The sequence below is a fragment of the Paenibacillus sp. FSL H7-0323 genome (genome assembly GCF_038002725.1).
Taxonomy (GTDB): Bacteria; Bacillota; Bacilli; order Paenibacillales; family Paenibacillaceae; genus Paenibacillus_AQ; species Paenibacillus_AQ odorifer.
In genome coordinates, this window is record NZ_JBBODB010000001.1 from 5,390,629 (window position 1) to 5,405,340 (window position 14,712).

Below are 14,712 nucleotides of genomic sequence, written 5' to 3' on the forward strand. Positions count from 1 at the left end.
GGAGACACTCGATATCTGCCGTCGATACTGAATTTTCCAAGCTATCTTGTCTTCGTAAAACCCTTTAAAGGAGGAATAATTTTGGCCGGTACCGTCCCTCTCCATACCCCCCGGCTACAAAAGAATGCGTCCTCGTCCGCGACAACGGAAACCCCAATTGTAAAATGGGTGTTGATCGGAGCGGCTGGGCTAGTCCTTTTTTGGCTGATTGCTCTGCCATTAGTTGTTGTGTTAACCGAGGCACTTAAGAAGGGCTGGGACGTATATATTGCTGCCCTGACTGATCCGGATGCCCGCTCAGCGCTGCGATTGACGCTGCTTGTTGCGGCGATAACTGTGCCTCTGAATACCTTTTTTGGTGTAACAGCGGCGTGGGCTGTAACCAAGTTCCGTTTCCGCGGCAAAGGGTTTCTGATCACCTTGATTGATCTCCCTTTTGCAGTCTCGCCAGTCATCGGCGGCCTAATCTTTGTACTCGTCTTCGGAGCAAACGGATGGTTTGGCCCTTGGCTGAGCGCCCATGATATTAAGATCGTATTTGCGCTTCCGGGTATCGTGCTAGCCACGTTGTTTGTGACGTTTCCTTTTGTAGCGCGTGAGTTAATCCCGCTGATGGAGGATCAGGGTACACAGGAGGAAGAAGCGGCAATTACACTCGGCGCACATGGGTGGCAAATCTTTTTCAGAGTCACGCTGCCTAATATTAAATGGGGGTTACTATACGGCATTATTTTGTGTAATGCGCGGGCCATGGGTGAGTTTGGTGCGGTTTCTGTGGTGTCCGGGCATATCCGTGGGGAGACGAATACGCTGCCGCTGCATGTTGAGATTTTGTACAACGAATATCAATTTTCAGCATCTTTTGCAGTAGCTTCTTTGCTCCTGTTATTGGCTTTGGTAACGATGATTATTAAAAGCTGGTTGTCGCGAAAAAATGCCCATTGACATGACTTTTAGTTCCATGCTAAGTTAATTCATAGTATACTGGTTGGTAATAACGGAATTGAGGAAAAAAGGAATTTAGGCGGATATAATCCTTTGGTGAGAAAGGGAGGCTAGAGAATGGCTAAACCGCTGAAAGTGGACGATTTATGGCTTACGCGGATTGCAGGACTTCTGGATGATATGGAATTTGGCTCATTGCATATTGTGGTTCATGAAGGTCAGATTGTTCAGATGGAGCGTACGGAACGCAAACGGTTTGAGAATAGCAGTGGCAACGCAAATGGACGTTATATTGGTGAAAGCGGCAGCCGGCGGGCCGATTCTCAATCGGCGGGACGTTGATTCAATCTCTGGGCAATTATAAAGGTATATATCATCTTTTTGGATAAAAGATTATGGAGTTGTCACATAAGCCACAAAATGGCTGCTGGGGCAACTCCTTTTTCTTCGTATGCTTGATATTTGGCACGTATGACGCACCATATGACGCACCCCATCGGACTCAGTTGACGCTAAACACAGTATTATGCCACATTTGCACCGCTAACGGACCGCATAGCCGCTATTGGCATAAAAAACACCACATATGGACCTGATTCTAAGCAATAACGTCCCTGGAGTCCGAAACCACGCTCCAAAAGCTGAAAAGGCGCAAATAACGTCATCTGGGTCCGTAGGTCGCAGGAATGATGAGTGATGAAGCAGACCGCCCCGAGTAAAAACACAGCAATATGTCATCTGGGTCCGCAGGTCGCAGGGAATGATGATTGTTGAAGCAGACCGCTCATGAGTAAGAACACAGCAATATGTCATCTGGGTCCGTAAGTCGCAGGGAATAATGAGTGCTGAAGCAGACCGCTCATTAGTAAGAACATACAATACGTCATCTGTGTCCGTAAGTCGCAGGAATGATGAGTGTTGAAGCAGACCGCCCATGAGTAAGAACACACAATACGTCATCTGGATCCGTAGGTAGGTCGCAGAGGATGATCTGTCTTTTTACGACTTTTACAAATGATTCGGCCCGTGGGATAGCTACATATTTTGATGACGCAGTACGTTTGTTAATAACGAGGGGCTTGGCGTGAGGCGGATACGCCCTCCATCAACAGGATGAACGCAGTAATGGCGTGCATAATCCAACCAACGATCGGAACAAAAGCTAAAATCGAGGTGATAATGCCCAGAACGTTCCCCATGAATGGTTTATGTTCTCTTTGCAGCACAACAACGGCTACAGCATGAAGCAAAAAGGCAATGGCCAAAGGGACCCAACCATTAGCAATGATAAAGAGTCCGCCAATCAACGGCAGAGCCAGAAAAGCTTCATAAAGGCATGTTCCCCATTTAAACAGCTTGGCTACAGGAGACATAATGCTTCACCCACCCTTTTAAAAATATTGTTACAGATACTATTCCACACAGTCAGTAAAGGAATTCAAGAATATAATGCTTATCCCTCAGTTTCAAAAACATCCCTAGCAGTGAGCCTTGCCTGTGAACCATGCAGTCGTATATAGTGGGAACAGCAATGCTGAACGGAGGAGTGCGGATGGAAACAACTAGTAAGCTTGATATACGCCATGAACAGCCTTCAGTGGAACAGTATTTGGCGCTGAGAAAAGAAGCTGGGCTGAGTGAAATGAGTGTGGAAGGTGCAGCGATCGGTTTGCCTCGTTCTATTTTTGCGGTAACTTTGTATGAGGAGAATAACCTAATCGGGATGGGACGGGTGATTGGCGATGGGGGATGCTTTTTTCAGGTCACGGATATCGCGGTCAAGCCTTCACATCAAGGACGAGGTTTGGGAAAGCTGATCATGCGGGAAATCAGGGAGTTCCTTAATACTGTACCTGACAAGGCTTATGTAAGTCTGATTGCAGATGGAGAAGCCTCGAAGCTCTATGCACAATACGGATTTGAATCGGTTATGCCACGTTCTCAGGGAATGTTTTTGCGTCGCTAAGCTAAGGCGAATTCATGCTGCTTTTTTAGTAGGAGTGCCCCTTGTATTGGTTAAGGGGTTTTTGGTCTGGAAGTGGAGTAGTAGGTGCGATCTGGTTTCGATTGGATCTCAGGGGATAAATAATGTTTAAAGGCTGTAAGGGAAAAGCTATTCAGATGAGCATCAAAAAAATAATTGAGCAGAAGGCTGCACGATAATGGTCTTGCTCGTAGAATGTGAGGAACAACAAGATGGATGTTGTAATATTGGGCGCTTCAGGAACGATTGGAAAGGCAATTGTACAGGAGGCATTAAAAAGAAAACACGAAGTAACAGCTGCGGTACGCAATCCAGAGTCAGTAACTCTCGAACACGAGCGTTTACATGTCACAACGGTGGATATTCTTGATCCGGCTTCAGTAGCAGCTGCGGTCCGTGGCCATGAAGAGGTAATCAGTGCTTATGGACCAGGAGCGGGCCACGAGCAGGATCTGATTACGGCGGCAAAAGCGTTGGTGGAGGGTATGCAGACGGCAGGGTTAAATCGGCTGTTGGTTATTGGAGGTGCAGGTAGCTTAAAGACTGAAACTGGAGAGCTGCTGATGAATACACCGGATTTTCCGGAAGAGTTTAAACCAGTTGCAGAGGCGCATGCGCAGGCTTATGAGATTTACAAAAATACAGAATTGGATTATACGTATCTCAGTCCTGCTGCGGTAGTTCATCCAGGTCGTCGTACAGGTCATTTCCGCATCGGATTGGACCGTCTTATTCTAGATGAGAATGGTGAAAGCAAGATTAGTGTGGAGGATTTCGCTGTAGCTATGGTGGACGAGCTGGAGGAAGGGAATTTTAGTCGGGCCAGATTTACTGTCGCTTACTGATATCAGACTTGCGCCGGACTTGCGCTCGGGATTGTACTTGGAATTGCGTGTGAAGCTTTGGAACGGTAGATAGCGGAAAGGGGCTAAATCATGTATCTGGTAACTGCTGAGCAAATGAGGCAGCTGGACAGCGAAACGATCCAGCAGCTGGGGATTCCAGCGATTGCGCTGATGGAGAATGCGGGAAGAGTTATCGCAGAGGAGATCATCGCGCTTTGCCGGGAGAGAGGCGGGGCAGGCTGCAGGAATGCAGCCAAAGGGAACGATGCCGGGCTAAAGCAGGCCGCGCTGGGTGACCCAGGCAAGGCATTTAAGGTCAGCGCAGATCATGCGCTGACGCTTGCCTCTGCCGCCGCCGAGCGATGGTTCATCCTCGTCGGCAAAGGCAACAACGGCGGCGATGGCCTCGCCGCCGCACGGTACCTTCGCGAGACCGGCATCGCCGTCACGCTCGTCTATGCGGTGCCGCCGGAGTCGCTCTCCGGCGAGGCCGCCCTGCAGCGCGATGCGGCTGCAGCCATGGGCCTGCCTGCCGTAGTATACGGCAGGGATCGGCTGGACCTTGCCGAGTGCAGCGGCATCCTGGATGCGCTGCTCGGCACCGGCGGCGCGGGAGCCCCGCGCGGCGCCTATGTGGAGCTGATTGCCGCAGCGAACAGCAGCGGCAAGGTCATTGTGTCCGCGGACATCCCCAGTGGTCTGAACGCGGACACAGGAGAGACGCATGAGCCTTGCATTCATGCGTCAGTGACGGTATGCCTCGCGTTTCTCAAGCGAGGCCTCCTGCAATACCCCGGTGCAGGCGCAGCGGGGCATGTCAAGGTACGGGCCATCGGCATTCCGACTGCTCTGGCTCTTAACAGCGGTGTGCAGGTTCACCTGCTGACACCGGAAGTGCTGCATGCCCATCTGGGGGTCGATCTGGCCCGGCGGCGGTCGCCAGAAGGCCATAAGGGAACTTATGGGCATGTACTCCTTGCTGCCGGCACCTTACGGATGAGCGGCGCCGGACTACTGGCAGCCCGTGCTGCGCTGCGCACGGGCTGCGGACTGGTGACGTGGGCGCTTCCTAAGAAGCTGTTACCTTCCGTCATCGGTGTTGTTCCTGAACTCATGCTGGCTGATGTAGGTGGCAGTGAAGAGGGAAACTGGGAGGCTGAGACCGCGCCCGAGCTACTGAAGTTAAGCGAAGAGCGAGATGTAATCGCTGTGGGACCAGGTCTTGGACGGTTCCCGGGTGATACAGATTGGCTTCGCAGTCTTTGGGAAGGCAGTGATTGCCCGCTGGTTATCGATGCGGATGCTTTAAATATTCTGGCTGACTCCGATTATAAGAGTTGGGCGCGGCGCCGTCATTCTGTAATTCTGACACCTCACCCAGGCGAAATGGCTCGCCTGGCTAACCTAACTACGGCTGAGGTCCAACGTGACCGAATCGGTCTGGCTATGGACTATGCCCAGGAGCATGGGGTTACGCTTGTGTTAAAAGGAGCACATACCGTGATAGCAACTCCTGAAGGGCAAGCTTATGTAAATACCACAGGCCATCCCGGCATGGGCACTGGTGGAGCTGGTGATGTGCTAACGGGCATGATTTCCAGCCTGCTGGCTCAGGGACTTCATGCTACGCAGGCAGCAGCTTTTGGGGTATACCTGCACGGATTAGCAGGAGAGGAAGCAGCCCGTCAGCGGAATAATCCGGCGGCTATTATTGCCGGAGATATCATTGAAGCGCTTTGAGTATCCCTAATAAGGCTTATGACAGCAGTAAGCAGAGCAGTGGCAGAAATAGGGCGAATACTGGCAGCAACAGAGGAAACCTTTCTACACCAAGCTGGGTCACTCTGAGAAGGAGTAGTCCAAGGACTCCACCCAGACCCCATAGCAGATACTCTGCACCTTGTTCCGCTGCCAGCCATAGACCTGCACCAAAACCCGTGGCGACATATACAGCAAGGGGCAGGATAGGGGATTTGGAGCGCAGAATACGCAGCAGTACATCTGCTACTAACGCCGCAGGCAATCCATAAGCATAAATGGCATAAGGAATCGATAGTGGCCAGCCTTCAGGAATTCCATCGGATTGTGGAAATCCAAGCATAAGTAAGGTAATAAGGACGTAAGTTAGCCCTGCGCAGGCTAATTTGGTTAATGCGTACATCCCACTGCTTAGGCGGACAGAAGAGATATCATAATCATTTATCTTATTCATTTGATATACATTCCTCTCGTGGTGTAATGCATCAGCTGGTGACCATGTCTCCACCATTGACATGAATACATGTCCCGGTAACATACGAAGAATCCGGTCCCGCTAAATAAAGATAGGCTCCTGCTAACTCATATGGCTGTGCGGCACGTTTAAAGGGTGTATCCGTCCCAAATACACTAACCTCATCTGCAGAGTAGCTGGAGGGAATTAGTGGTGTCCATACAGGTCCGGGAGCTACGCTATTGACACGAATGCCAGAGTCTAAGAGTGATAAGGCTAAAGAGCGGGTAAAGGAGACGATCGCGCCTTTAGTTGAGGAATAATCTATAAGCTCTTTATTTCCTTGATAGGCAGTAATGGAAGCAGTGTTGATGATGGCTGCACCTTTTTTTAGATGTGGAAGTGCGGCTTGTGTCAGGTAAAAGAATGGAAATATATTCGTCTGAAACGTTTGGTAGAGCTGTGCTTCCGTGATATCCAGAATACTTTTTTGCGGATACTGGACGCCATGATTGTTGACGAGGATGTCCAGCTTGCCAAAAGTGCGAAGGGTATGCTCCACAGCCTTGAAGCAGTTTTCCTTATGGCGTAAATCAACTTCGATCCGCAAACAACGTTGCCCTAATTCTTCAATTCGCCGCTGAGTGACCTCTGCATCTGAAGCTTCGTATAAATAAGCTATAGCGACATCTGCGCCTTCCTTTGCAAAAGCAATAGCCGCCGCTTTACCAATTCCGCTGTCGCCTCCGGTGATGAGCGCAATTTTTCCTTTTAGCTTTCCGCTGCCGGTGATCTCCGGATTTTCACTGATGGGGCGAGGATTCATTAGACTCTCTAGACCAGGCTGACGGTCTTGGTGCTGTGGGGGAAAAGCAATAGGCTGTTCCTTACATATCGTTTGTTCCCCATAATAGGGGTAGGTGGGGTTCATTTTTACATACACTCCTCCTTGCCTTCTATCTTCCGTATATTTCTATGCATGCGCCTAGAAAAGCGTGCGCTGTTATCCGGTCCTGCCTGTGTTTATAACCTAGTTCGAGGGAGCGTTTGTCAGAGATGAATGATTGGCGAAACATAGATTATCTGAATCGTGGAACTCCAGTGCAAAAAGAGGTCTATACCCTGTTAAGAAAATTAAATATTATGAGTTTGCTGGCCGACTATAACCCGGTGCTGGTTGGCACAGTGCCGCTTGGTATTCAGGTGAAGGGCAGCGATCTGGATATTATTTGTGAGGTGCATGATTCCGTAAAGTTTACGGACATTGTTAGTCGATATTTCGGAACCATGGATGAGTTTACTAGTGTATCGCGTGTGGTTGATGGGGTCCCACGAACGAAAATTAACTTTATGGCCGGTGGCTGGCCTATAGAACTGTTTGGGCAGCCGCGACCCACAGCTCTGCAGAATGGTTACTTACATATGATCATTGAAGCGGAAATTCTAGCTCAGCTGGATAATGATTTTCGCCAGCAGATCATTACAATGAAAACAAACGGGTGGAAGACCGAACCTGCCTTCGCGCAAGTGCTGGGCTTGGAAGGCGACCCTTATGAAGCGCTGCTGATGCTGGAAAAGCTTCCGCGGAGTGCTCTTTATGCTTTTTGTCATTCTATACAAGCGAGGGGATAGACATGAATTATCGAGAGATGATTGCGGATGATTATGAAGCTGCCCACCAGCTATGGGAAAATACAGAGGGAATGGGACTTAGTGAAGCGGATTCGAGACTGGAGATTACGCGTTATCTGGAGCGTAATGCTGGCTTCAGCCAGATCTGCGAGAATGAAGACGGCCGGATTGTAGGAACTGCATTGTGTGGACATGATGGGCGAAGAGGTTATATGTATCATGTTGCAGTTAGTAATGACTGCCGAGGCATGGGCATCGGGCGTGAGCTTGTAAAGCGTTGCCTCGGTAATTTACATGCAGCTGGTATCGCAAAATGTCATCTGATGGTGATTGGAACCAATGAACAAGGAAGAGGATTCTGGGAAGGGATAGGCTGGCAGTATAGAGGTGGAATTATGTTATACTCCCAGGATATCTTGTGATACATAAGATGCGAAATGAAAATACTATCTAAGTAAAATATCATTAGATTAGAAGTGGATATATCACAGCAAATGTAACGGTGAACTCCGACTGCCAGTGCAGTATACTATATATGAGTTTGATAATTGCCTATTTGCAGGCAGGAGGTCTTTTATGCGTTTCAAAGATGTGTTTTCAATTATTGGTCCGGCCATGGTCGGGCCTTCAAGCTCGCATACAGCCGGTGCGGCACGGATCGGAAGGGCTGCAAGGCAGGTGCTGGGTGAAGTGCCGCGTGTGGCAGAAGTGACGTTTTTTGGTTCTTTTGCAGCTACTTATCAGGGCCATGGCACAGACAGGGCTATTGTCGGAGGACTTTTGGATTACGCTACCGATGATCATCGGTTACCCGACTCTCTGGAGTTAGCGGCTGAAGCTGGGATGGACGTATCTTTTGAGCAAGGAACGGGATTGTTTCCTCATCCTAACACAGTTAAACTGCATCTTATCGGACAAGAGACAGGAAGTGAGCTGACTTTAACGGGGACATCCATCGGTGGTGGAAACATTGAGATCGTCGATGTGGATGGTTTTGGAGTAAAGCTTACGGGAATGTATCCGACGGTATTGATTCATCATATGGATTATTTAGGTGTTCTGGCGAGTGTTACAGAAGTGATGCGTAACGGACAATTTAATATAGGGCATATGTCTCTGGATCGGAAGAATCGCAGCGGTGCAGCCTTAACGGTACTGGAGCTGGATGAAGCTGCTACTCCAGAGCTTATTGAAGCGCTTAAAGCGCTCACTGCAGTGAAATCGGTGAAATTGGTTAATTTAAACGAAGGTAAGCAAGATGAGAAGGGGAAGGAAAGCTTAACATGAATTTTCAAACACTTAGCCAACTGGCTGTATTATGTGAGGAACGTGGCCTCACCATTGGAGCCCTTATGCTTGAAGAGCAAAGCGCGGAATCTGGACGTTCCAGTGAACAGGAATTTGCCACTATGCGTGAATATTATGGGGTGATGAAAGAGGCTGTTCATCGTGGGATGCATGAAGATACCACTTCGCGCAGCGGCCTTACGGGAATGGATGCCCAACGTGTAGGAGCCTATAACGCAGCAGATGAACCATGCCTAGGTGGACCCGCTGGTCAAGCAATGGCCTATGCCTTGGCTGTGTCCGAGGTTAATGCCTCAATGGGCCGCATAATTGCTACACCTACCGCAGGTTCATGCGGAATTATTCCGGGTGTATTTCTCAGCTGCCAGGAACGGTTTGGCTGGGATGATGACTATATGGTTTCCGGTTTGTTCGCTGCAGGAGCGATCGGTTATGTCATTGCCAACAATTCGTTTGTATCTGGTGCAGAGGGTGGCTGTCAGGCGGAGGTCGGGTCGGCCATCGGGATGGCGGCAGGAGCTTTAACCGAACTGCGTGGAGGAACGCCTGCACAAGCAGTGCATGCTGTTGGACTGGCGCTTAAGAACACCTTAGGACTGATTTGTGATCCGGTGGGAGGACTTGTAGAGATTCCTTGTATCGTTAGAAACGGATTCGGTGCAGTGACCGCGCTCGCCGCCGCCGATATGGCACTGGCTGGCGTACGTAGCGTGATTCCTTCAGATGAAGTAATCAAGGTCATGCTTGAGGTAGGCTCAGCTATGCCAGAAAAACACCGCGAGACCGCAGGTGGCGGATTAGCACAGACACCTACCGGCCGCAAGATCATGCAGGATTTACGTAAAAAGAAGTGATTTTAGAGCATTTTGAAACGTTCCAACTGTTCCCATAATCCTTCCTTCCGAAGGATTTCTGCTTGTTTGGGTCCCAAAAGGTCAAAGTGGGGGAATGGCGAACGATTATGAATATATTTAGCCGGCAGTCCATTTTCCTCACACCAATATGTTAGTCTGGTTAGGTCACTACAGCCGACCTTGGTGACAGTAGTCATGCCGGGAAAACGCGGGTCTAGCCAGTAATGGGTTAAGAAAGCGATCTCTCCTGCGGAGACAGCCTTTTTCCAGCGGGTTAATTCTTCTCTGTTGATGCCGAAGGCCATTACGTCTCCTCCTTATGTAGTATAGTTGACAACATTATAACCCATTGAAAGGGGATTACATCATGAACGGACAGGTAAGAGCCGATATTCGTCCTGGGCTTGAAGTGGATATTGTGCTTAAGCAGGATCAGCCGACGGGTAAGCTAACACATGGAACGGTAAAGGATATTCTCACGAACTCACCTCGACATCCGCATGGCATCAAGGTGCGTTTAACCAGTGGACAGGTAGGACGAGTTAAGAATATTGTTGCTAACTAACAACAATAAACTTTACCTTTGATTTTTATAAAAAAGCGCCCCTAATCAACAGAAATTGGGGCGCTTTTCTTTTTTATCTGCTCATAAAATCCTCAACGGACTGATCGGCTTTGGTCTGATTACATAACGTACAAGCGCAAACGCAATTATCCGGAGTAGTATGGCCGCCTTTAGCACGGGGGAGCAAATGATCTATAGTGTCTCCATAGGAGCCACAGAAGTAGCAAGTATAGTTGTCTCTGGTCAATATATAAGCACGGAAATCCTTATTGCTGTAAATCCGGCGGATGGTTCGGCGATTCACTACGATAGCGGCATGTTCTCTGACTAGAGTAACTGCAAGCTCGTAGTCAATTTCCTGATGCCAGCGCCGTCCTTTATCACTGTGGCCACGCATTAGAATTTTCCCTTTGGCAGAGGGAATCAATTGCGTTGGATCTTCGGGACTCAGTTTCGCGCCTTGAGAATGAGAATGTTTCCTTCGTTGTTCCAAGCCCCGTATGCGCTGATTTGGGTTGGATTGCGGTGAAGAAGCAACCGTGGAAGAAGGCTTTCCTTGTTTGGAGCGTTCCTTGACAGCCAAAGAAGGGGATTGAATGGTATCAGGTTGTACTGGAATGGGACCTGCTGCAAGAGTGAGATCTATGTTTTGTCGTTGTTTGCGGCACTCCCGACAAGCGCCACGGCGAGACTGACCTTTGGAACGTTTGCCGGTACGTTTACGAAATTCAGAGAGCGGCTTCTGTTGCTGGCAATAGGTACATTGTTTGGTGGATAAAAGATGGGTATCGTTCATAGATATGTTAGGTTCAGCGCAACTTAGCGCCCGTCCTGTCTCCTTGTTTTTTAGGATCCAATGTATTTTATTTATTAGATTCAGTCGGCAGGGTTAACATTTCGTTCTAATCTTAGTATAGCGTAAAATACAATCGTTCACATCGCACTCAAAAAAAAGCTTAAATACGGCTTTTTGTGTGATATCTGTCTTGGTGACATTCAGGAAAAACATGTAAAATCGAAAAGAGCTGTAAGGAATGCTCTACTTTTTAAACATGGGAAGGGGTACTGAAATGAAGCCAACCAAAAGAAGGCCGTTTACGGTAACAATGCTTTATATTTTTCATATATTTTTGGGGGTTGGAGCGTTAGCAGGAGGCGGGTCAATGGTCATGGATCCTAGTGGTGATCTGATACACATACCCACATCTATGCTGGAAAGATCGCCATTTTCAGATTTTTTAATTCCGGGTATTTTGCTATTCATCGTATTTGGTATCCTGCCCACGCTCGTGTTATATGGGTTGATCAAGAGACCAGAATGGCATTGGGTGAATACGTTGAATCCCTTTAAGAAATTATATAGCTTCTGGGCATTGTCCCTATATATCGGATTTGGTCTAATTATTTGGATTATGGTACAGACGTATATGCTCGACAGTGTGGTAATCATACATCTGGTCTATATGAGTCTAGGGCTTTTGATCCAAGCTGTTACGCTGCTTCCTTCCGTGCAAAGTTACTTTTTGCTGGACGGCGGTACCGAAAGACGTTAAAATTGCAGTGAACAGAAGGTATTTCATTAGTCTGGGCAAGGAGTGAACCGGATTGACAACTATATACGATATTGCCAAAAGAACCGGTTACTCTCCTACAACGGTATCCAAGGCGTTTAATAATTATTCCGATGTACGGGAGAAGACTCGCCAGGAAATTTTCCGGGTTGCCCAAGAAATGGGATATTTGCCGAATTCCCATGCCCGTACACTGACTACTAAGAAATCATGGACCATCGGTGTATTATTTGTAGAGAATACGGGATTTGGTATTCGCCATCCCTTTTTTAGCGCTGTGATTGAGAGCTTTAAGAAGGTTGCTGTGGATAAGGGGTATGCCCTCATGTTTATTTCCAAGGATGTTGGGGGTAAACAAAGCGGGTATTTGGAGAATTGCCGAATCCGTGGTGTAGATGGTGTTGTCGTTTTCTTGTCTGATTACGAGGACCCCTATTTCCGTGAGCTGCTAGAGAGTGATATTCCTACTGTGATTCTGGATTTTGAGACTACGCAGTCGCATACGGTATGTTCGGATAATACGGCTGGAGCTCAGCTTGCGATAGAGTATTTAGTTTCTTTGGGTCATCGCAAGATTGCTCATATTTCCGGGGGGATGAACACTTTTCCCGGTAAAACTCGGGAGTTAGGGTATAAGAACGCTATGAAGCAGCAGGGGCTTGAAGTGCCGGAGTCCTATGTTGTGAATGGAGCTTTTTATTCTCGTGAAAGTGGTTATAACGCGATGCTGGAGCTTCTTAAGCTGCCTGATCGGCCAACCGCTGTTTTTGCTTCGGGTGACATGTTAGCTTTAGGGGCTATTATGGCGGCAAAAGATAGTGGACTTTCCGTACCGCGGGACCTTTCAGTTGTGGGTTACGATGATATTGATCTAGCTGAGTATGTTACACCTGCATTGACAACCATTCGTCAGGATACGGCACTTTTAGGAAGCCGGGCAGCGGACATTCTTTTAGCATCGATTGAAGGGAAACAGTTGGATAAGGAAGCGGTTTTAGTTCCGGTAGAAGTGATCGAACGGGAATCCTGTGCACCTCCGGCTAGCGGGGATTAGGGCTGTATCAAATTCCATAACTACAGAGAGCGGGCTGCTATCCACAGGATAAATCTTGACGTAGAGAAAAGAGTCCTGATAAAGTAGAGGACATCATAGCTTGAATTTTTTCTATGCGGTATTTGCTACAGCGTATTCAGAGGAATAGGGCTATAATGGGCATATTGTTATGCCGCTTTTTACCTGCTCTCGTTAGATCATTTTTTTTCGTTATAATCGAAACCGGTTTCGATTATAGGTTTCGAATTGAGATGAAATCAAAATTTACCGAGGGCTTCCTTGAATTTTCTCAAACGTTTCAGTGGCCCATCGCTCCGAACCCTAACATCGGATGGTGATCCAGTAAAGGCAGTGCTTGTTGTTAGTAACAAAACAATTAGAGGAGATGGATGAAATGGCAAAAGTTCAAACTGTAGTAACTGCAAAAGATACAGGGGAACGCTTAACTCCGAAAGAGGCAATTGTTTTTAGCACAAGAGTAGATTCTGGATCTGCCGATGTAGAGCTTAGGCCAGAGCAGGAGTTCCAAAAGATGATCGGATTTGGCGGCGCTTTCACAGAAGCTGCGGCCTATACGTTGTCACGGCTCAGTCCTGAGAACCGGGCAGAGGTTATTCACCGCTATTTTCATCCGGTAGAGGGATTAGGCTATAACATGGGTCGTGTTCATATCCATAGCTGTGACTTTGCTCTTGGAAATTATACTTATGTCGCTGATCATGATACGGAGCTGGCTACCTTTGATATCTCTCATGATCATAAGTGGGTGCTTCCGCTGATTAAGGATGCAATGCAGGTAAAAGGCGGACCGTTCACGATGTTGGCGTCTCCTTGGAGCCCTCCGGCATGGATGAAAACAAATGGTGAAATGAATAATGGAGGATCACTCAAGCCAGAATACGCTGAAGTTTGGGCACGCTATTATACCAAATTTATCGAAGCTTATGGGAAGGAAGGCGTACCTATTTGGGCGGTTTCCGTGCAAAATGAGCCGGCTGCTGTTCAAGTCTGGGATTCTTGCATTTATAGTGCGGAAGAGGAACGCGATTTTGTTAAAAATCATCTCGGTCCAGTGATGCAGCAGGCAGGCCATTCCGATGTGAACATTGTCATCTGGGATCATAACCGCGATATTATGGTCGAACGTGCTTCGGTCGTGTTGTCTGATCCTGAAGCTGCACAATATGTGTGGGGTACAGGCATCCACTGGTATGGTGGTGAGGAGTTCGACAAGGTAGAGAAGGTACATGATCTATTTCCTGACAAACATCTATTGTTCACTGAGGGCTGTCAAGAGGGCGGCGTCAAGCTTGGCGAATGGTTTACAGGTGAACGTTACGGCAGAAATATGATTGGGGATCTCAATGCATGGACAGAAGGGTACCTGGACTGGAACCTGGTACTGGATGAGACCGGCGGACCCAATCATGTAGGGAATCTCTGTGATGCCCCAATTATTGCAGATACAACAACAGACGAATTGCACTATAACAGCTCTTATTATTATATCGGGCATTTCAGTAAATTTATCGCGCCAGGTGCGGTACGGATTGGCTTTACTTCTGAAGCGGAAGGAATCCTATCCACAGCATTCCGTAATCCGGACGGCAGCATTGCTGTCATATTGATGAATGAGAGCGAAGAAGTTCGCACAGTAACCCTGGGGCTTGGCGATGAGATTGCCAACTGCGAGCTATCCCCTCATTCTATCGTAACGCATCTGATTTCATAAATAAGTAACA

At 48.1% G+C, this 14,712-nt stretch carries 18 protein-coding genes; 13 read left to right on the forward strand and 5 right to left on the reverse strand.

All coding sequences use genetic code 11. From position 1 onward, the window contains the following. Window positions 1-81: 81 nt before the first annotated feature. On the forward strand, window positions 82-945 hold the full coding sequence (cysW, locus tag MHH89_RS24285) for a sulfate ABC transporter permease subunit CysW (protein ID WP_076101318.1): 864 nt from the start codon (window positions 82-84) through the stop codon (window positions 943-945). A gap of 117 nt (window positions 946-1,062) precedes the next feature. Next, window positions 1,063-1,287, forward strand: coding sequence for a YezD family protein (locus tag MHH89_RS24290; RefSeq protein WP_076101319.1), 225 nt, complete (start codon window positions 1,063-1,065; stop codon window positions 1,285-1,287). Between the two features lie 722 nt (window positions 1,288-2,009). Here MHH89_RS24290 and MHH89_RS24295 read toward each other — a convergent pair. Further along, window positions 2,010-2,318 carry a hypothetical protein gene (locus MHH89_RS24295; RefSeq protein WP_076134873.1) on the reverse strand — a complete coding sequence of 103 codons (309 nt, stop codon included), beginning with the start codon at window positions 2,316-2,318 and terminating at the stop codon, window positions 2,010-2,012. Window positions 2,319-2,497: 179 nt separating this feature from the next. Between MHH89_RS24295 and MHH89_RS24300 the strand changes: the two genes are divergently transcribed. The 3 genes from MHH89_RS24300 (at window position 2,498) to MHH89_RS24310 (ending at window position 5,514) form a co-directional block, all read left to right on the forward strand. After that, the gene (locus MHH89_RS24300; RefSeq protein WP_081383325.1) at window positions 2,498-2,911 is read left to right on the forward strand and encodes a GNAT family N-acetyltransferase; all 414 of its coding nucleotides are present in this window, start codon (window positions 2,498-2,500) and stop codon (window positions 2,909-2,911) included. Window positions 2,912-3,141: 230 nt separating this feature from the next. After that, window positions 3,142-3,774, forward strand: a complete 633-nt coding sequence (locus tag MHH89_RS24305; protein ID WP_076306498.1) for an NAD(P)-dependent oxidoreductase — start codon at window positions 3,142-3,144, stop codon at window positions 3,772-3,774. A 90-nt stretch (window positions 3,775-3,864) separates the two neighbouring features. Beyond that, window positions 3,865-5,514 carry an NAD(P)H-hydrate dehydratase gene (locus MHH89_RS24310; RefSeq protein ID WP_341088354.1) on the forward strand — a complete coding sequence of 550 codons (1,650 nt, stop codon included), beginning with the start codon at window positions 3,865-3,867 and terminating at the stop codon, window positions 5,512-5,514. A gap of 16 nt (window positions 5,515-5,530) precedes the next feature. Here the strand turns inward: MHH89_RS24310 and MHH89_RS24315 are convergent, their stop codons facing one another. Together MHH89_RS24315 and MHH89_RS24320 are read right to left on the reverse strand one after the other, a co-directional pair. Continuing rightward, window positions 5,531-5,986 (reverse strand): hypothetical protein, encoded by a 456-nt coding sequence (locus MHH89_RS24315; protein ID WP_076124566.1) that lies wholly within the window; start codon window positions 5,984-5,986, stop codon window positions 5,531-5,533. A 31-nt stretch (window positions 5,987-6,017) separates the two neighbouring features. Beyond that, on the reverse strand, window positions 6,018-6,917 hold the full coding sequence (locus MHH89_RS24320; RefSeq protein WP_339246103.1) for an SDR family oxidoreductase: 900 nt from the start codon (window positions 6,915-6,917) through the stop codon (window positions 6,018-6,020). 125 nt (window positions 6,918-7,042) lie between these two features. Here MHH89_RS24320 and MHH89_RS24325 point away from each other — a divergent pair, with 125 nt between their 5' ends. The 4 genes from MHH89_RS24325 (at window position 7,043) to sdaAA (ending at window position 9,780) form a co-directional block, all read left to right on the forward strand. Next, the gene (locus tag MHH89_RS24325; protein ID WP_076302335.1) at window positions 7,043-7,618 is read left to right on the forward strand and encodes a DUF4269 domain-containing protein; all 576 of its coding nucleotides are present in this window, start codon (window positions 7,043-7,045) and stop codon (window positions 7,616-7,618) included. A gap of 2 nt (window positions 7,619-7,620) precedes the next feature. Beyond that, on the forward strand, window positions 7,621-8,040 hold the full coding sequence (locus MHH89_RS24330; protein ID WP_076142075.1) for a GNAT family N-acetyltransferase: 420 nt from the start codon (window positions 7,621-7,623) through the stop codon (window positions 8,038-8,040). Window positions 8,041-8,194: 154 nt separating this feature from the next. Beyond that, window positions 8,195-8,905 (forward strand): L-serine ammonia-lyase, iron-sulfur-dependent subunit beta, encoded by a 711-nt coding sequence (gene sdaAB, locus MHH89_RS24335; RefSeq protein WP_076124558.1) that lies wholly within the window; start codon window positions 8,195-8,197, stop codon window positions 8,903-8,905. Then, window positions 8,902-9,780 carry an L-serine ammonia-lyase, iron-sulfur-dependent, subunit alpha gene (sdaAA, locus tag MHH89_RS24340; RefSeq protein WP_036682621.1) on the forward strand — a complete coding sequence of 293 codons (879 nt, stop codon included), beginning with the start codon at window positions 8,902-8,904 and terminating at the stop codon, window positions 9,778-9,780. Before sdaAB ends, sdaAA begins: the two co-directional genes overlap by 4 nt. Before the next feature lie 2 nt (window positions 9,781-9,782). Here the strand turns inward: sdaAA and MHH89_RS24345 are convergent, their stop codons facing one another. Then, window positions 9,783-10,085 carry a hypothetical protein gene (locus MHH89_RS24345; protein ID WP_076124555.1) on the reverse strand — a complete coding sequence of 101 codons (303 nt, stop codon included), beginning with the start codon at window positions 10,083-10,085 and terminating at the stop codon, window positions 9,783-9,785. A gap of 62 nt (window positions 10,086-10,147) precedes the next feature. On the opposite strand from MHH89_RS24345, the gene MHH89_RS24350 reads away from it, so the two are divergent. Continuing rightward, window positions 10,148-10,345: a YwbE family protein gene (locus tag MHH89_RS24350; protein ID WP_036682616.1), complete on the forward strand. Its 198-nt coding sequence runs from the start codon at window positions 10,148-10,150 to the stop codon at window positions 10,343-10,345. 73 nt (window positions 10,346-10,418) lie between these two features. Here the strand turns inward: MHH89_RS24350 and MHH89_RS24355 are convergent, their stop codons facing one another. Beyond that, window positions 10,419-11,141: an HNH endonuclease gene (locus tag MHH89_RS24355; protein ID WP_076185211.1), complete on the reverse strand. Its 723-nt coding sequence runs from the start codon at window positions 11,139-11,141 to the stop codon at window positions 10,419-10,421. Window positions 11,142-11,508: 367 nt separating this feature from the next. Here MHH89_RS24355 and MHH89_RS24360 point away from each other — a divergent pair, with 367 nt between their 5' ends. The 3 genes from MHH89_RS24360 (at window position 11,509) to MHH89_RS24370 (ending at window position 14,702) form a co-directional block, all read left to right on the forward strand. After that, entirely contained in the window at window positions 11,509-11,898 is a 390-nt protein-coding gene (locus tag MHH89_RS24360) for a hypothetical protein (RefSeq protein ID WP_341088358.1), read from the forward strand. A gap of 52 nt (window positions 11,899-11,950) precedes the next feature. Then, on the forward strand, window positions 11,951-12,970 hold the full coding sequence (locus tag MHH89_RS24365) for a LacI family DNA-binding transcriptional regulator (RefSeq protein WP_340011848.1): 1,020 nt from the start codon (window positions 11,951-11,953) through the stop codon (window positions 12,968-12,970). 394 nt (window positions 12,971-13,364) lie between these two features. After that, on the forward strand, window positions 13,365-14,702 hold the full coding sequence (locus MHH89_RS24370; protein ID WP_076276012.1) for a glycoside hydrolase family 30 protein: 1,338 nt from the start codon (window positions 13,365-13,367) through the stop codon (window positions 14,700-14,702). Window positions 14,703-14,712: the final 10 nt, after the last annotated feature.

What these genes read in the sequence shown, in the direction of transcription:
- MHH89_RS24290 (WP_076101319.1), top strand. Translation starts at nt 1,063, where the DNA reads ATGGCTAAACCGCTGAAAGTGGACGATTTATGGCTTACGCGGATTGCA.
- MHH89_RS24295 (WP_076134873.1), bottom strand. Translation starts at nt 2,318, where the DNA reads ATGTCTCCTGTAGCCAAGCTGTTTAAATGGGGAACATGCCTTTATGAA.
- MHH89_RS24300 (WP_081383325.1), top strand. Translation starts at nt 2,498, where the DNA reads ATGGAAACAACTAGTAAGCTTGATATACGCCATGAACAGCCTTCAGTG.
- MHH89_RS24305 (WP_076306498.1), top strand. Translation starts at nt 3,142, where the DNA reads ATGGATGTTGTAATATTGGGCGCTTCAGGAACGATTGGAAAGGCAATT.
- MHH89_RS24310 (WP_341088354.1), top strand. Translation starts at nt 3,865, where the DNA reads ATGTATCTGGTAACTGCTGAGCAAATGAGGCAGCTGGACAGCGAAACG.
- MHH89_RS24315 (WP_076124566.1), bottom strand. Translation starts at nt 5,986, where the DNA reads ATGAATAAGATAAATGATTATGATATCTCTTCTGTCCGCCTAAGCAGT.
- MHH89_RS24320 (WP_339246103.1), bottom strand. Translation starts at nt 6,917, where the DNA reads ATGAACCCCACCTACCCCTATTATGGGGAACAAACGATATGTAAGGAA.
- MHH89_RS24325 (WP_076302335.1), top strand. Translation starts at nt 7,043, where the DNA reads ATGAATGATTGGCGAAACATAGATTATCTGAATCGTGGAACTCCAGTG.
- MHH89_RS24330 (WP_076142075.1), top strand. Translation starts at nt 7,621, where the DNA reads ATGAATTATCGAGAGATGATTGCGGATGATTATGAAGCTGCCCACCAG.
- sdaAB (WP_076124558.1), top strand. Translation starts at nt 8,195, where the DNA reads ATGCGTTTCAAAGATGTGTTTTCAATTATTGGTCCGGCCATGGTCGGG.
- sdaAA (WP_036682621.1), top strand. Translation starts at nt 8,902, where the DNA reads ATGAATTTTCAAACACTTAGCCAACTGGCTGTATTATGTGAGGAACGT.
- MHH89_RS24345 (WP_076124555.1), bottom strand. Translation starts at nt 10,085, where the DNA reads ATGGCCTTCGGCATCAACAGAGAAGAATTAACCCGCTGGAAAAAGGCT.
- MHH89_RS24350 (WP_036682616.1), top strand. Translation starts at nt 10,148, where the DNA reads ATGAACGGACAGGTAAGAGCCGATATTCGTCCTGGGCTTGAAGTGGAT.
- MHH89_RS24355 (WP_076185211.1), bottom strand. Translation starts at nt 11,141, where the DNA reads ATGAACGATACCCATCTTTTATCCACCAAACAATGTACCTATTGCCAG.
- MHH89_RS24360 (WP_341088358.1), top strand. Translation starts at nt 11,509, where the DNA reads ATGGTCATGGATCCTAGTGGTGATCTGATACACATACCCACATCTATG.
- MHH89_RS24370 (WP_076276012.1), top strand. Translation starts at nt 13,365, where the DNA reads ATGGCAAAAGTTCAAACTGTAGTAACTGCAAAAGATACAGGGGAACGC.